At 30.1% G+C, this 15,797-nt stretch carries 14 protein-coding genes; 13 read left to right on the forward strand and 1 reads right to left on the reverse strand.

Translation table 11 applies throughout. From position 1 onward, the window contains the following. The first annotated feature begins 112 nt into the window (after window positions 1–112). The 5 genes from H2280_RS00660 (at window position 113) to dcuC (ending at window position 4,429) form a co-directional block, all read left to right on the forward strand. Window positions 113–895 carry an RICIN domain-containing protein gene (locus H2280_RS00660; RefSeq protein WP_137623318.1) on the forward strand — a complete coding sequence of 261 codons (783 nt, stop codon included), beginning with the start codon at window positions 113–115 and terminating at the stop codon, window positions 893–895. 11 nt (window positions 896–906) lie between these two features. Beyond that, the gene (locus H2280_RS00665; protein ID WP_337215374.1) at window positions 907–1,713 is read left to right on the forward strand and encodes a cytolethal distending toxin subunit B family protein; all 807 of its coding nucleotides are present in this window, start codon (window positions 907–909) and stop codon (window positions 1,711–1,713) included. Continuing rightward, window positions 1,714–2,286 (forward strand): cytolethal distending toxin subunit A, encoded by a 573-nt coding sequence (locus H2280_RS00670; RefSeq protein ID WP_137623320.1) that lies wholly within the window; start codon window positions 1,714–1,716, stop codon window positions 2,284–2,286. It begins immediately after the preceding gene. Between the two features lie 128 nt (window positions 2,287–2,414). After that, window positions 2,415–3,119, forward strand: coding sequence for a dipeptidase PepE (gene pepE / locus H2280_RS00675; protein WP_337215375.1), 705 nt, complete (start codon window positions 2,415–2,417; stop codon window positions 3,117–3,119). Window positions 3,120–3,130: 11 nt separating this feature from the next. Further along, entirely contained in the window at window positions 3,131–4,429 is a 1,299-nt protein-coding gene (gene dcuC, locus H2280_RS00680) for a C4-dicarboxylate transporter DcuC (RefSeq protein WP_337215376.1), read from the forward strand. Here the strand turns inward: dcuC and pepT are convergent. Next, a complete protein-coding gene (gene pepT, locus H2280_RS00685) occupies window positions 4,419–5,654 on the reverse strand; it encodes a peptidase T (protein ID WP_337215377.1) in 1,236 nt (411 codons plus the stop codon). The genes dcuC and pepT overlap by 11 nt on opposite strands. Before the next feature lie 86 nt (window positions 5,655–5,740). Here pepT and H2280_RS00690 point away from each other — a divergent pair, with 86 nt between their 5' ends. The 8 genes from H2280_RS00690 to H2280_RS00725 all read left to right on the forward strand — a co-directional run bounded on the left by H2280_RS00690 (window position 5,741) and on the right by H2280_RS00725 (window position 15,794). Further along, window positions 5,741–6,493, forward strand: coding sequence for an extracellular solute-binding protein (locus H2280_RS00690; protein WP_337215378.1), 753 nt, complete (start codon window positions 5,741–5,743; stop codon window positions 6,491–6,493). Window positions 6,494–6,594: 101 nt separating this feature from the next. After that, window positions 6,595–8,910, forward strand: coding sequence for a site-specific DNA-methyltransferase (locus H2280_RS00695; RefSeq protein WP_337215379.1), 2,316 nt, complete (start codon window positions 6,595–6,597; stop codon window positions 8,908–8,910). Next, the gene (locus tag H2280_RS00700) at window positions 8,903–9,640 is read left to right on the forward strand and encodes a DUF4145 domain-containing protein (RefSeq protein WP_337215380.1); all 738 of its coding nucleotides are present in this window, start codon (window positions 8,903–8,905) and stop codon (window positions 9,638–9,640) included. Before H2280_RS00695 ends, H2280_RS00700 begins: the two co-directional genes overlap by 8 nt. Before the next feature lie 18 nt (window positions 9,641–9,658). Then, window positions 9,659–12,499, forward strand: a complete 2,841-nt coding sequence (locus H2280_RS00705) for a DEAD/DEAH box helicase family protein (protein ID WP_337215381.1) — start codon at window positions 9,659–9,661, stop codon at window positions 12,497–12,499. Beyond that, a complete protein-coding gene (gene lpxB, locus H2280_RS00710; RefSeq protein ID WP_337215382.1) occupies window positions 12,496–13,590 on the forward strand; it encodes a lipid-A-disaccharide synthase in 1,095 nt (364 codons plus the stop codon). Before H2280_RS00705 ends, lpxB begins: the two co-directional genes overlap by 4 nt. Window positions 13,591–13,601: 11 nt before the next feature. Beyond that, the gene (gene greA / locus H2280_RS00715) at window positions 13,602–14,087 is read left to right on the forward strand and encodes a transcription elongation factor GreA (RefSeq protein ID WP_137621905.1); all 486 of its coding nucleotides are present in this window, start codon (window positions 13,602–13,604) and stop codon (window positions 14,085–14,087) included. A gap of 2 nt (window positions 14,088–14,089) precedes the next feature. Further along, window positions 14,090–14,848 (forward strand): UDP-2,3-diacylglucosamine diphosphatase, encoded by a 759-nt coding sequence (locus tag H2280_RS00720; protein ID WP_337215383.1) that lies wholly within the window; start codon window positions 14,090–14,092, stop codon window positions 14,846–14,848. Further along, on the forward strand, window positions 14,841–15,794 hold the full coding sequence (locus H2280_RS00725; protein WP_337215384.1) for a chemotaxis protein: 954 nt from the start codon (window positions 14,841–14,843) through the stop codon (window positions 15,792–15,794). Before H2280_RS00720 ends, H2280_RS00725 begins: the two co-directional genes overlap by 8 nt. Window positions 15,795–15,797 lie beyond the last annotated feature (3 nt).

A 15,797-nucleotide genomic window follows, 5' to 3' on the forward strand; every position in this document is an offset into this window, starting at 1 on the left:
TTATATACAAAAAATAATAATTTGTATTACTTTTTAATCTGTAATTTAAATTCAAATTAAATTTTTGTAAATTATGTTATGATACTAAATATCAAAATTAAGGATATTGCCCATGAAAAAAATCAAATATGGCTTATTTTTTCTAGTTTTTACCATGATGTTTTCAGCTTGTTCGACTAAAGAACTCAATCCTTTAGGACGCTCTTATGGGGAAATGTATGATAGTGATCCTTTAAAAATCGGTCAAGAACCAACAGCACCACAAAAGCAAACTGGTTTAGCTGAAGGACAAAAATTTCCAGCCATCCCTTTAGTGCCACCTGTTTTGCATTTTGACTCTGCTGATGCTAATTCTACAGAAATTCCAAGACCGAGATTAAAATCAAATGGTGAATTTAATGACGTCTCCGCCGTTGGAGGGATCAGCTATACAAGTGATTATGTAACCGTTATGAATCCAAATGGAGCAGCATTGACTATATCAAACACCAATCCAGGAAATTGGATATGGGGATATAATCTATATGCAAGTAAAGGTTTTGAAGATGCAAGAACTTGGCGTTTGGTTGAATTCGCAAGCAATATTGTTATGTTTAAAAATGCCCAAACCAATACTTGTCTTAATGCTTATGGCAATGGTATAGTGCATTATCCTTGTGATCAAAGCAATCACGCACAATTTTGGAAACTCATTCCTATGAGTAATGGAGCGTATCAGATTAGAAATGTTGCCACACAACAATGTATCCAAACCCCTGTAAATGATGTCATGCATGAATTTAATCTTAGCTCTTATAAAATTTATTTAACAGAGTGCGTCAAACCAGGTGAAAAAACTTTGGACAGACAATGGTATATCACAGCGCCTACTTATGGGGCTATTTCACCTTATTAAAGGAATAAACAATGAAAAAAGTAATTTTATTTTTATTTTTTAATATTAGTTTTGTTTTTGGAGCTTTGGAAAATTATTCTAGCGGAACTTGGAATATGCAAGGGTCTTCAGCTTCAACTGAAAGCAAATGGAATGTTAGCGTTAGACAGCTTATAACTGGGGATAATCCTTTAGATATAGTTGCCATACAAGAAGCAGGAGTTCTACCCTCAACTGCTACAATGACTACAAGACAAGTACAACCTGTGGGCGTTGGAATTCCTATACATGAGTATGAATGGAATTTAGGAACTTCATCGCGTCCAAATGTAGTTTATATTTATTACTCAAGAATAGACGTTGGAGCTAATCGCGTTAATATGGCGATAGTAAGTAGAACAAGGGCTGATGAGGTTATAGTATTGCCTCCTCCAACCGTGGCCTCAAGACCTATTATAGGGATTCGAATTTGTAATGATGTATTTTTAAATGTCCATGCTTTAGCTAGGGGCGGAAATGATGCGGGTGCTTTAGTAACAGCTGTAGATATGCACTTTAGAAATTTACCCGATATTAGCTGGATGATCATGGGAGATTTTAATCGCAACCCTAATCAACTCCTCCCATTACTTGATGCTGATTTAAGAAGACGCATTAACATTGTCTATCCACCTTCTTTTACGCAAACTTCAGGCAATACGATTGATTATGCTATCACTGGAAATTCTAATCAAGCAGCAGCCTATAGACCACCATTGATCACAGCTGTTTTAGCCTTAGCGGGTATTAGAACTTTTTTAGCATCGGATCATTTTCCAGTTAATTTTAGGAGGTTTTAAATGAAAAAAATTTTAGTTTTATGTGCTGTATTGATGAGTTTAGCTTTTGGCATTGAACCTAAAGGGGATTTGCCTGATTATACGCCTATGTTTGCAATCAGATCTCTTCAAACTGGAATTTCAATCAGTATTTTTAGAGAAAGCTCACAAGATCTAACCGATCAAAATTGGGTATTAAGAGAAATCACTTTAAGTGATAAATTAAAAGCTAAAGATACACTCGCTGATAAATTTCCTTTTGGTTATGTTCAATTTGTCAATCCAAATGATGATGATATATGTTTAGCTATTTTAGAAAGTGGTTTTTTTGGGGTTAAATCTTGTAAAGGAGATTTAGAAGATGAAAAATTAGAAACTGTTTTTTCTATCATGCCAACAACAAGTTCTGCGGTGCAAATTAGATCTTTGGTTTTGGGTGGAGTGGAATGCATATCTACCTTTCGCAACCCTCAAATTCCTTTAGAAACTCGTATAGGCATACAAGAATGCTTTAGGGGACCTCATCAATTTATCGCACCTTTTCAGTTATTGTTTTTCACTCCTGCTATCGTTGAAGCAACTCCGCTTAATTAATTTACCTTTTTAGGTAAATTAATTATTAACTTTTATAAATAAACTAAAAACACTTAAAAAATATTTTTTAAAAAATCAAGCTTTATTTGCTATAATTGCTAAAAAATTATTTTAAAAAGGAAATTTTTATGTTAAATCTTTTGCTTTTAAGCAGTTCAAGTTATCAAAATACTGGTTATTTAACCCATGCCAAAACCTATATACAAGATTTTTTAAAAGAATGTAATTTGTTAAATGAAGAAATACTTTTTATCCCTTATGCAGGGGTAAGAAGAAATAATGATGAATATGAGAAAAAAGTAAAAGAAAGTTTAAATCAAGAAAATATCGTCTCTATACATCGTTATAATCACTCTAAAAAAGCTATTTTAAAAGCTAAAGTCATTTTAGTCGGTGGGGGTAATACTTTTATGCTTTTATCTAAACTTTATGAATACGATCTTTTAGATTGTCTAGCTCAACGCGTCAAAGAAGGGGCTTGTTATATCGGCTGGAGTGCTGGATCAAATATAGCAGGAAAAAGCATAAAAACAACCAACGATATGCCAATTATCATGCCTCAAAGTTTTAACGCACTCAATCTTTTTCCTCATCAAATCAATCCTCATTTTATCAGCGGCAAAATTCAAGGGCACAATGGAGAAAGTCGAGAAGAACGCTTAGAAGAATTTTTAATCGCCAATCCTCAAGAAAAAATTTACGCCATACCTGAAGGATCAGCTCTTAGAATAAAAAATGATAAAGTTAAAATTATAGGACATAATCCAGTGCTTAAATTTGAACACCCTATGAAAAGCACAATTTTAGAACTCAATCAAGAATACCCTTATTAAAAGGAATTAAAATGCATAATTTTTATTTGATATTAGCAGCTTTAGGAACTTTAGCAACTGTTATTTTACTCATTAAAAAAGCAGAGACAAAAACAACTTTATTTGGTGTTGGTTTTATCCTTTGTTTGGTTTCTTTAAAACCAATTGATGCCTTAAATGCCTTTACTTCTTCAATGACTCAAGCCTCTTTGCTTAAAGCCATTTGTGCGAGTATGGGTTTTGCCTTTGTGATGAAATTCACTCGATGTGACGCTCATTTAGTTCGATTGCTCACCGCTCCTTTAAAAAATTTAGGCTTTTTCTTAATCCCTATTGCTTTTATCATAACTTTTTTTATTTCCATTGCCATACCTTCTGCGGCCGGTTGTTCTGCGGCTGTTGGGGCAACTTTAATCCCTTTATTGATGGCTTCTGGGATCAAACCTGCTATGGCAGCGACTGCGGTTGTAAGCGGAACTTTAGGAAGTGCTTTAAGCCCTGGCACTTCTCATAATGGCATCATCGCTGATATGAGTGGCTTAAGCATCCCTCAAGTTTTAAGTGTTCAATTTAATTTTACTTTTGTTTCTGGAATCATCACTTGTATTTGTTTAATCATTATGGCTCTTATTTTTAAAGATTATCAAAAAGGAGCAGTTTATGAAAGCAAAACACAAACCGAAGAAGGAATTAAAAAAGCAAATTTCTTATATGCTTTGATGCCTTTAGTTCCTATTGTTATTTTGATCGTCGGTGCAAGCAATTTACCAAAAATTGAAATTTTAAATCCTATTTTAACATGGACAACTAAAATTCAAGTGGCAGAAGCTATGCTTTTAGGTGCTATTTTAGCTATGGTTGTAACTATGAGTAATCCTACTAAAATTTGTCAAGAATTTTTCAATGGTATGGGAAGTTCTTATGCTAATGTTGTGGGTATTATCGTTGCTGCAAGTGTTTTTGCTGCGGGATTGGAAGCTTGTGGGGCTACTAAGGCTGTGATTGAATTTTTAAAAAATGAGCAGCATTATGTCCGATTTGGAGGAACCTTTATACCTTTTTTAATGGCTATGGTAACAGGTTCAGGCGATGCCCCAACGATGGCTTTTAATCAGTCAATCACCATACACGCTAAAGATTTAGGCTTTGATCAAGTGGCATTAGGTATGGTAGCCACAGTCGCTGGGGTACTTGGAAGGGTTGTTTCACCTATCATGGCGGCAAGTATTATTGTCGCGGGTATCGCAGGGATAAATACCATAGAAATTGTAAAAAGAACTGCGCTAGGCTCGATCATTTCTCTTTTAGTGATCGCTTTTATTATGCTTTAATTTCACTAGCTAAAAGAATAATTTCTTGCAAAACTTTACTTGCTGCTTTTAAAGATTTAAGTGGCAAGTATTCATAAATAGAATGAAAATTATGTGCTCCAGTAAAGATATTTGGACACATAAGCCCTTTTTCAGATAGCACAGCCCCATCATAACCGCCACGCATAGGAATGATCTTTGCCTTTATATCTAAATTTTCATAAGCTTTTAAAGCCAGTTTTACAGGGAGACAATCCGTAGTTTTTAAGGCATTAAAAACATTTTTATAACGATTTGATAAATGAATTTGTATCCTTTGCTCACCCCACATTTTTTTACAAGAATCGCATAAATCTTGCAAGAATTGCATTCTTTGCTTATATTTTTCCTCATCAAATTCTCTAATGTCTATTTTTAAAATCGTTTTTGCGCTATTTCCATTTATTTCTTTCACCCAAAAATATCCTTCCTTGCCTTGCGTGTATTCAGGTGCCTCACCTCTTGGCAACATAGAAATAAATTGATGGGCTAAAATCAGCGAATTTACAAGTTTGCCTTTTGCACTCATAGGGTGTGCTGAAACTCCTTGAAAAGTTACTATAGCATCTCCAGCATTCCAATTTTCATAGATAAACTCACCTATACCACAACAATCCAAACAATACCCAAAATCAGCGTTAATTTCTTTCACATCAAAAGCCTTAGCCCCTCTTAATCCCTGCTCTTCATCAGGCAAAAAGCCCACAATGATATCCCCATGTTTTAAAGAAGGATTTTTAACAAAAAATTCAAGCATATCCATAATCGCAGCGATGGCAGCTTTATCATCCGCACCTAGCAAACTCGTTCCATCAGTATGGATAATATCATCGCCTTTGTAATTTTTAAGCTCTTCAAATTCACTTTCTCTTAGATAAAGATCTAATTCTTTATTAAGACAAATATCTCCACCTTCATAATGCGTGATCTGTGCTTTGGTATCATTTTTTTGCTCACTACTAGTATCTAAATGTGCAAAAAAAGCTATACGGGGTGCATTGGAAACATTTGCAGGTAAAAGTGCTGTTGTGATAGAATTTGATCTTTTAACAATCTGACTCAATCCAAGCTCTTGAAGTTCCTTTTCTAGCAAACTAGCTAGTTGCATTTCATTAGGATTTGAAGGCATGATACCTGCCAAACCATTTTCTTTATTGGTTGTGGTATTGATCTTAGTATAATTTATAAATCTTTGGGCGATATCCATAAAAACTCCTTAAATTTTACGCTTTAGGAAAAAGAATTAATCATCTTGTATTATAATCGCATTTCATTAAATTTTTAGGATGAAAAATGAAAAAAATATTAAATTTATTTGGTGCTTGTGCGGTTTTTGCAAGTTTAGCTTTTGCAGATGTTAATATGTATGGTCCAGGTGGCCCTCACTTTGCTTTACAAGAAATAGCAAAAAAATATGAGAAAAAAACCGGCGTAAAAGTCAATCTTACCTTTGGTCCTCAAGCTAGTTGGATCGAAAAAGCAAAAAAAGATGCGGATATATTATTTGGTGCTTCAGATCAATCAGCTTTAGCCATTACAACAGATTTTGATAAAAAATTTGATGTTAAAAAAATCGAACCATTGTATTTTAGAAAAGCGATCATTCTTACTCAAAAAGGCAACCCTCTAAAAATCAAAGGCTTAGAAGATCTTGCTAAAAAAGGAGTGAAAATCGTTGTCCCGGAAGGTGCAGGAAAAAGCAATACTTCAGGAACAGGCGCTTGGGAAGATATGATAGGAAGAACTCAAAATATAAAAATGATTCAAGATTTTAGAAACAATATCGTTGCTTTCACCCCTAACAGCGGTGCTGCTAAAAAATTATTTTTAGAAAAAAAAGCGGATGCGTGGATCACTTGGATCGATTGGGCTAAGGCAAATCCAGACTATGGCGACGTTGTTAATATCGAAAAAAAATTAGTCGTATATAGAACTTTCAACATAGTCGCAAAAAATAATGCAGATAAACAAATTCAAGATTTTATCACTTATCTTAAAAGTGATGATGCTTATAAAGTATTTAAAAAATACGGATATAGAAAATAAAGCCTACACAAACACGCACTCTAGTGTGTGTTTGATTTTATTCTTTTTAAATTAAGCCTATATACGCTACAATTAAAACAATTTAATTGCAAGGTTTAATTATGAATTTCAAACAAGCATTTTATTCAAAACTAGAAGATTGTTATTTGGGTGCTAAAATCAAATATTCAAAAAATCAAACTAAAAATGGTTTTACAAATTTGCTTTCCATAAAAGAAAAGTATTTTCAAAAAATTAAAGAATATTTAGACACACAAAAAATTTATACAAACACTTACAATAAACTTTATAATTTTTTTAGCTCTTATTTAAATGAAACAGGAACTCCATTTTTCTACGATACGCCAATTTATAAAAATATCTATGCAAAAGTATATTCAAATTCAAAAGATACAAATCTTTTTTACAAAACACAAAATTTATATTATGTAAAATCAGATACTATTTACAATCCTCTAAGTTTGCAAAGCGATGAATATACTTTTAATTTTCTTACCGATGAATACGTGCAAAATCCTGACAATAACAAGAACAAAATAAATTTTTATTTGCAAGACATACAAGATAATAATATAAATATAAAAGTGATCAATTCTAAAAATTCTGATTATATCAATATATTTAAGCAAAACTCAAACGAATTCAGTGATGATTTTTTAAAATTTTTAAAAAAAGAAAAGATAAGCATAAAAGAAGAAGAGTTAAAAAAGCTTTTTAAATCCTATAAAAAACAAAATGAGGTGGATTTTTTCATACACAAAGATGCTAGAAATTTTTTAAAAGAACAATTTAATTTATGGTTGTTTTTTTATGTGAATGACAGCGTCACTGATTGGACTAAACAAAAAATAGAAGATATCAATTCTCTTAAACAAATCGCCTTTAAGATCATAGACTACATAGCCGATTTTGAAGATGAACTAAAGGCTATATGGTTAAAACCAAAATTTGCTAAAAATACCCACTATGTTTTTAGCATAGACACTATAAAAACTCACGCAAACAATGCTGATAAAATTTTAAAAACCATTTATAAAGATACAAAATTTAAAGATCAAATCACAGAATGGCAAGAACTAAAATTTATAGAAGATGATTTTGATATAAAAAGCATAAATAAAGAAAAATACAAATTTTTACCTCTTGATACAAAGTATCTAAGCGAAGAAAACTACTATAAACTTTTAAGTTCCTTTGAAAATTTAGATGAAATTCTAAATGGAGAACTTATAAAAAGCGATAATTTTCAAGCATTAAATTCCTTAATGCCAAAATATCAAAATAAAATAGATCTAATCTATATAGATCCACCCTTTAACACCGGCAGCGATTTTGAATACAAAGATAAATTTCAAGATAGCACTTGGCTTTCTTTGATGCATAATCGTTTAGAATTAGCAAAAGAATTTTTAAGTGATAAGGGAAGTTTTTATTTACATTTGGATTATAATGCAAATTATCGTGGCAGAGAATTATTGAATGATATTTTTGGCAAAGAGAAATTTATTAATGAAATAATTTGGAATTATAAAGGAACTACCAATACAAATGTAAAATTTGCACCAAAACACGATACTATATATTTATATGGATATGAAAATCATATTTTTAATTTTGATGATGTTAGAATTCCCTATGAAGATGATAATAAATTCTCAAAAGATGAAAATGGAAAATATTATATGATGTGGAAAAAAGATCAGCCTTATTATCCACCTCAAAAATTTGAAAACAATGAATGGATATTACTAGGAAAATCTCAATATGATGTATGGAATGATATTCCATCTATGGCTACTGCCCATGGAACAGAATTTTTAAATTTTTCAACACAAAAACAAGAAAAATTACTCCAAAGAATAATTAAAGCAAGCAGTAATACAAATTCTATCATTTTTGATTACCATTTAGGCAGTGGAACGACGATTACTACCGCACATAAACTAGGACGCAAATGGCTAGGTATAGAAATGGGAGAGCATTTTTATAAAGTCATCATTCCTAGAATGAAAAAGGTTTTAAGTGGTTTTGTTTGTGGCATAAGCAAAGAGGTAGAATTTAAAGGCGGTGGTGCTTTTAGATATTATGAACTTGAAAGCTATGAAGAAAGTTTAAATGAATGTAAGTATGTTTTAAATAAAAATACAATCATTGATTATCGTAAATCAAAAAAACTTATAAAAGGACTTAAAAAAGGAGAAAACATCTGCCTTGATATGAATGCTTACAATAAAGAATTTGATATATTTTTAACTATGTCAAATCTTTTAGGGCTTAAAATCAAAAATATTTTCATAGATAAAAATGGCATAAAATCTTGCAAATTTGAAAACGATGAGGTTGTAAATTTAGAAAATATAGACTTGATACAATATCCAAAACTTAAAAATCTAATATGGTGGAAAAGTGATGAATAATACATATGAAAAACCTGAAATCAATAAAGATGCGTTTAATTGTCCTTTTTGTGGAACTTATGCAAAAATGGAATTTTTAAATTTTTCAGATGATGAACGCCAAATTAAGTATAAAATTAATGAAATAGTTTCAAGTATTAATCATAAATATTATAATAGCATTGGTGAAAAAGAAAAAATTATCATTGAAAAAATAAAAGAAACAATATATATTTATGCTAAAATAGTTCCAATTTTAAGCTTTTGTCATAAATGCAAAAAAACTGCTATTTGGGTAGATGAAAAAATAGTTTATCCAAAACCAAGATTAACACCAATGCCTAATGAAGATTTAGATGATAATTTAAAAGAAGATTATGAAGAAGCATCTAAAATTGTTCAAGATTCGCCAAGAGGTGCCTGTGCTTTATTGCGTTCAGTTCTACAAAAATTGCTTATCAACTTAGGAGAAGACAAAAATATAAACAGTGCAATAAAAAATTTAAGAGATAAAAATGAAATAGATGAAAAACTACTAAAAGCGTTAGATTCTGTTAGAATTATAGGAAATAGTGCAATTCATCCAAACGAGCTAGATTTAAAAGATGATAAAGATACAGCATTAGCTTTATTTGACATTATAAACTACATAGCAGATAGAATGATAAGTTCTAAAAAGAAAATAGATAAAATCTATGAACTATTGCCCGCAAGTGCAAAAAATGCCCTTCCTGAAATAAAAAATCAATAAATTTTTAAAGGAAAGATAATGGCAAAACAAAATACAAAAAAACATTTATTGTTAAATGAATTTATCCATAAAAAAATACTTATGCAAGATTTTGATAAAGGTTATGATTTTGATAGCTTTTCAAATGGCATAAATTTACAATACTATCAAAAAAGAAGTATTAAAAATGCCTTAACCATTCTTTCTTTTTATATGAGCGATGAATTAAAATCTGATATACATAATCAAGAGCGTAGAAAACTCTTAGAATTTTATCAAGAAGAAAGCAAAAATATAAAAATTCAAAAAAAAGATATTGCAAGGGCTTCTTTTTGGATGGCCACAGGAAGTGGAAAAACCATAGTTATGATTAAACTCATAGCCTTGATAAATAAATTCATTAAAAATAAACTTTTGCCTAAAAAACCTATAATGCTTTTAGCCCCTAATGATAAAATTTTAAATCAATTTAAAGCAAATATAGCAAAATACAATAATCATCATAGTGATTTTATCAAAATAAAAGATCTAAAAGATTTTGAAAACTTGGAAAAAGATGTTAGTTTGCTAAATGAAGCTGTGGTGTATTTTTCTAGGAGTGATTTACTCGAAAACGAAGAAAACGTAGGCAAAGATAAAAAAGCAAAAAGATTAAATTATAAAAATTATTTAAATCAAGACGGTTGGTATATATTGCTAGATGAAGCACACAGAGGCGATAGCAAAACATCTTTAAGAAAAAACTATTATCATGAAATTGCTAGGGGTTTTACTGAAGAAGATGAATTTCCTAAAGGTTTTGTGTTTAATTTTTCAGCTACTTTTGAAGATGAAATAGACTTTATAACTTGTGCTTATAATTATAATTTGCAAAAATTTAACCAAGATGGGTATGGCAAAAATATTGCGGTTTTAAGTGAAAATTTAGAATTTAAAAATGAAAACAGCGATGAAAACAAAATGAAAACAATTTTAGAAAGTTTTTTGATTTTTAATGCCATTGTTAAGACAAAAGAAGAACTGTTTTCAAAAAGACAAGATTTTAAATATCACAATCCTTTAATGATAGCAGTTTCTGATAAAGTAAATACTCAAGATGCAGGAATTAAACTATATTTTAAAGCAATACTTGATGTGCTAAAAAATAAAACTGATATAAAAAATTTAGCTTCAAATCTTTATAATAAACTTCAAAATCAAAATTTATTTTTTAATGAAAATGAATTAAGTGATGAATTTTTAAATCATATTAAAAATGCAAACAATGATGAGCTTAGAAAAAATATTTTTTATGCGAGCTCAAATGCAAATTTGGAATGTTACACTATTAAAGGAAATGATAAAGAATTAGCCTTTCAAAGTAAAAATTCCAATAAACCTTTCATGCTTTTAAATATTTCAAACGCAAAAGAATGGGAAAAAGAATTTCTACTTGAGCTTGGAGTAGAAAGCATCAAAGATATATCACAAAGTTATTTTGAAGATATCAATAGTGAAAATTCACCTATTAATATAATGCTAGGAAGTAAAGTTTTTTCAGAAGGATGGGATAGCAATCGTGTAAATTTAATCTCTTTTATAAACATAGGTAGCATTAACGCTAAAAAATATGTCCTTCAAACCATAGGAAGGGGAGTCAGAATAGAACCTTTTTTAAATCAAAGAAAAAGATTATATCCCCTAAAAGAAACATTTGAAATTGATGAGCAATGTATAAAATTAGCATATGGTTTAGAAACTCTTTTTGTAATGGCGAGCGATAATGAAGCCATTAAAGCTATTATAGAGGGCATAGAATATGAATTTATGGAGAGTAGATTTCTTAAAGGCTTTAAGGAAACAAAATTATCATTTAACTTACCAGTGCCAAAATACAAAAATGAAGCAAAATTAAAAAATATTTATAAAATCTCAAAAAGAGAAGCAAATTCTTTAGAAGAGTTTATAAATTCTTACGATGAAGATGTTTTAATTTTAGAACAGTGTTTATATAAAAATTTTAAATATTCTACATTGCAAGAGTTACATAAATTTATCGATAAAAAAGAAAGTAGAATACAGCTATCAGGAGACAAGGTAGAATTTAATGAAAAAACAACATTAAAAACAATCAATAATGTATTAAATTCCAATACTAAAATTTTAGATAAATTTGTAAAGCTAGATAAAGAAATAACACATCATAAAAATATACAAGCAAAGTTAGATCTTGAAACAGTTCAAGAGATCAACAAGGTTATAAAAGATGTTTTAAATGCAAAAAATGAAGATGAACTAAAAGCAGATTTCGAGAATAAAAAGATAAATTTAGATGAGCTAATGCGGAGCATAAAAGAAAGTGATAAAAGCAAAAAAGTGCAAGGATATACAATTAGTGCAAGGCTTAGCAAACATTATTATAATCCTTTAATTATCTATAATGAAAATGATAAAGAAAATAAAATTAATTTTGCTATTTCCAATAAAAGTGAAAAAGAATTTTTAAATGAATTAGAAGAAAACTTAAATTTGCCTTTTTTTAAGCAATATAAATGGTATTTTTCTAAATTAGTGGAAAATCAAGATGAAATTTATATTCCATATTTTGATGAAGAGCAACAAAAAGAAAGGAAATTTTATCCTGATTTTATATTTTGGTTAAAACATAGACAAAGCGGAGAATTTATTATATATTTTATAGATCCAAAAGGTTTAAAAATAGAAGATAATCCTAGATTTAAATTAAAAGGATTTAAAGAAATATTTGAAAATAACAATTTAATTTATGAAGATAAAAATATAAAAGTTAATTTATTTTTTTACAATAAAGAAGGAGATGCATTTATATCAGACGAATTAAAAGAATTTGTTAAAGCAAATATAGAGGATATTTTCAAATGAAAACCTTTCTCGTTTGCGCCTTAGAACCTTCAGCAAATTTGCACCTCAAAGAAGTTTTAAAGGCCTATAAAGATGAGTATAAAGAATTTGATTTGGTGGGAATTTATGATGAAAACTTATGTGATGAATTTAATCTAAACTCAAAACCCCTCTATAGCTCACACGAATTTAGCGCTATGGGTTTTGTAGAGATCCTACCTCTTATCTTTAAAGCAAAACGCGCGATAAAAGAATTAGTCCATTTAAGCTTTACGCAAAAAATAAATGCGATTTTATGTATAGATTCTCCCGCTTTTAACATCCCTTTTGCAAAAGCTTTAAAAAAAGCCGATTCTAAGATAAAAAGAATTTATTATATCTTGCCTCAAGTTTGGGCATGGAAAAAAGGAAGAATTCCCATCATAGAAAGTCATTTTGATGTTTTAGCCTCTATTTTGCCTTTTGATGATCAGTTTTTTAGCAAAAGTATTTACGTTGGACACCCTCTTTTGGACGAAATCAAAGAATTTAAAGATGAAAAAGATACACAAGTTCTACTTTCAAAAAAAGAACATGAAAAAATCGTTGCTTTTTTACCTGGATCAAGAAGAAGTGAAATCAAACGCTTAATGCCTATTTTTAAAGAGCTTTCTAAAAATTTTCAAGGTGAAAAGATCCTTTGTATCCCTTCTTTTAATCTTAACAAACTCGATCTTTATGGCGATATTAGCGAATTTAAAATAGAGAGTAATACACCTAAAGTTTTAAAAAAATCAGATTTTGCCTTTATTTGCAGTGGCACAGCAACTTTGGAGGCAGCTTTGGTTGGAACTCCTTTTATTCTTGCTTACAAAGCAAAGGCTATTGATATTTTTATAGCAAGGCTTTTTGTGAAGTTAAAACACATCGGCCTTGCAAATATTTTTTGCGATTTTGCAGGAAAAGAAGAGTTAAACCCTGAATTCTTACAAAATGAAGTCAATGTAGAAAATTTATATCAAGCTTATCTTAAATACGATTATAAGAGTTTTTTTGCTAAAGTTAATTTTTTAAAACAGTATTTAAAATTTGGAAGTGCAAAAAATTTAGCTAAAATACTTGATGAAAATTAAAAGGATAAATTATGCAAAAAGAACCAATGAGTCAATTTGGATATGATAAATTAGTTGCTGAATTAAAAGACTTAAAAGACAATCAACGCCCAGCAGTCGTCATAGAAATCGACACTGCAAGAAGTCATGGGGATTTAAAAGAAAATGCAGAATACCACGCAGCAAGAGAAAAACAGGCCTTAATCGAAAGTCGCATAGCAGAACTTAGCGATTTGCTAGCTCGTGCGCAAGTTATAGATCCTGCAAGTTATGAACACGATAGCGTAAAATTTGGATCTAGTGTTGTGATTATGGATTTGGACACTGAAAAAGAAAGTAAATACACTCTTGTTGGAATTTGTGAAGGAAATTTGGATAAAGGTTATATTTCCATTGCTTCACCTATAGCAAAAGCTATGCTTGGAAAAAAAGAAGGCGATGAATTTAAAGTTCGCTTACCTAAAGGTGAAAGCGAATTTGAGATCGTTTCTATTAGCTATGAACCTTTGAAATTCTAAGGATGCAAGAGCTAATCTTACAAAATAAGGCAATTTTAATTGCCGATGCGCATGAAAATACTCAACGAAGAGGCTTTTGGAAATTTTTACAAGCTTTGAAAAATGATGAAATTTCCACACCTCAACTCATCTTAATGGGCGATATTTTTGATCTGCTTATCGGAGAAATTTCTGCCACTCATGAATTTGCAAAACCTTATATTTATTTACTTGAAGAATTAGCACAAAAAATAGAAATAATCTACCTTGAAGGAAATCATGATTTTAATCTTTCTTACTTTTTTGAAAAGGTAAAAATTTTTTCCCTAGAAAAACAACCTTTGAAACTTAAATTGCACACAAGTAAAGTTAAAAATGAAAATTCCTATATTTTTTTAGCACATGGCGATATTTTTTTATCTCCTTGCCTACAATTTGCACTCAAAAGCCTTAGAAATCATTATTTACTTGTATTTTTAAACTGGATAAATCAAATCAGTTTTCACGCTATATCAAAAAAAATCTTAAAAAATCAAAATCGAAAAAATCTATTTTATAAGATAAAAAATTTTGAAAATTTAGCCAATGAAAGATATCTAAAATATAGGAATTTAGGCTCTTGGGTGTGTGAAGGGCATTATCATCAAAATTTTATTATCAATAAAAAAGACATTAAATATTTTAATCCTGATAGTTTTGCACATAAGGAAAGTTTTTTTTTAGTAGAATACAAACAAGAAATTGAATTTCGAGAACAGAAATTGAGGGGTCAAAATGTTTGATGAAAATATCGTGAAAACGGGTTCAAATGAAATGGAGCTTGTCGATTTCCGTATCTTTAAGCAAGGACAAGATAAGATTTATGAAGGAATTTATGGAGTAAATGTCTCTAAGGTTAGAGAAATTATCAAAATTCCAACCCTTACAGAACTCCCAGGAGTACCTGAATACATCGAAGGGATCTTTGATCTTCGTGGTATCGTTATTCCTGTAGTTAATCTTGCTAAATGGATGCAAATCACCGAGCCAGAAAGTACTTTGCTAAAACCTAGGGTAATTATTACCGAATTTAGCAATATTCTTATAGGTTTTATTGTGCATGAAGCTAAAAGAATTCGTCGTATCAATTGGAGAGATATAGAACCAGCAAGTTTTTCAGCAGGTTCTGGTGCTTTAGATAAAGGTAAAATTACCGGAGTTACACGTATAGAAAATGACGAAGTATTACTGATACTTGATCTAGAAAGCGTTATAGAAGAACTAGGAATTTACACACCTAAAACTGATGTTGATTACAAATTAGAAAAATTTAGCGGAACAGCACTTATCTTAGATGATAGCTTAACAGCTAGAAAACGTGTAAAAGATATGATGCAACAACTTGGCTTGCAAGTTGTTGAGGCTAAAGACGGAGTTGAAGGCTTAAACAAACTTGAAGAACTCAGCCAAGTTTATGGTGAAAATTTATGTAATATTTTAAAAATTATAATCAGTGATGTTGAAATGCCTCAAATGGATGGTTTCCATTTTGCAGCACGTCTTAAAGATGATGTAAGATTTAAAGATATTCCTATTGTCTTTAACTCATCATTGTCTAATGAATTTATGAATGAAAAAGGTGTCCAAGAAGCTGGTGGAGAAGGCTATTTGGTTAAATTTAATGCTAGTGATTTCTTTAGTGAAGTAACTAAAGTTTTAAAAAGACACCAATCACAAGAACAGGGGTAAAAT

It is taken from the genome of Campylobacter sp. 2457A, from assembly GCF_020135895.1.
GTDB classification, from domain to species: domain Bacteria; phylum Campylobacterota; class Campylobacteria; order Campylobacterales; family Campylobacteraceae; genus Campylobacter_D; species Campylobacter_D taeniopygiae.

Coding starts and splice junctions, on each gene's coding strand:
- H2280_RS00660 (WP_137623318.1), top strand. CDS start 113: ATGAAAAAAATCAAATATGGCTTATTTTTTCTAGTTTTTACCATGATG.
- H2280_RS00665 (WP_337215374.1), top strand. CDS start 907: ATGAAAAAAGTAATTTTATTTTTATTTTTTAATATTAGTTTTGTTTTT.
- H2280_RS00670 (WP_137623320.1), top strand. CDS start 1,714: ATGAAAAAAATTTTAGTTTTATGTGCTGTATTGATGAGTTTAGCTTTT.
- pepE (WP_337215375.1), top strand. CDS start 2,415: ATGTTAAATCTTTTGCTTTTAAGCAGTTCAAGTTATCAAAATACTGGT.
- dcuC (WP_337215376.1), top strand. CDS start 3,131: ATGCATAATTTTTATTTGATATTAGCAGCTTTAGGAACTTTAGCAACT.
- pepT (WP_337215377.1), bottom strand. CDS start 5,654: ATGGATATCGCCCAAAGATTTATAAATTATACTAAGATCAATACCACA.
- H2280_RS00690 (WP_337215378.1), top strand. CDS start 5,741: ATGAAAAAAATATTAAATTTATTTGGTGCTTGTGCGGTTTTTGCAAGT.
- H2280_RS00695 (WP_337215379.1), top strand. CDS start 6,595: ATGAATTTCAAACAAGCATTTTATTCAAAACTAGAAGATTGTTATTTG.
- H2280_RS00700 (WP_337215380.1), top strand. CDS start 8,903: ATGAATAATACATATGAAAAACCTGAAATCAATAAAGATGCGTTTAAT.
- H2280_RS00705 (WP_337215381.1), top strand. CDS start 9,659: ATGGCAAAACAAAATACAAAAAAACATTTATTGTTAAATGAATTTATC.
- lpxB (WP_337215382.1), top strand. CDS start 12,496: ATGAAAACCTTTCTCGTTTGCGCCTTAGAACCTTCAGCAAATTTGCAC.
- greA (WP_137621905.1), top strand. CDS start 13,602: ATGCAAAAAGAACCAATGAGTCAATTTGGATATGATAAATTAGTTGCT.
- H2280_RS00720 (WP_337215383.1), top strand. CDS start 14,090: ATGCAAGAGCTAATCTTACAAAATAAGGCAATTTTAATTGCCGATGCG.
- H2280_RS00725 (WP_337215384.1), top strand. CDS start 14,841: ATGTTTGATGAAAATATCGTGAAAACGGGTTCAAATGAAATGGAGCTT.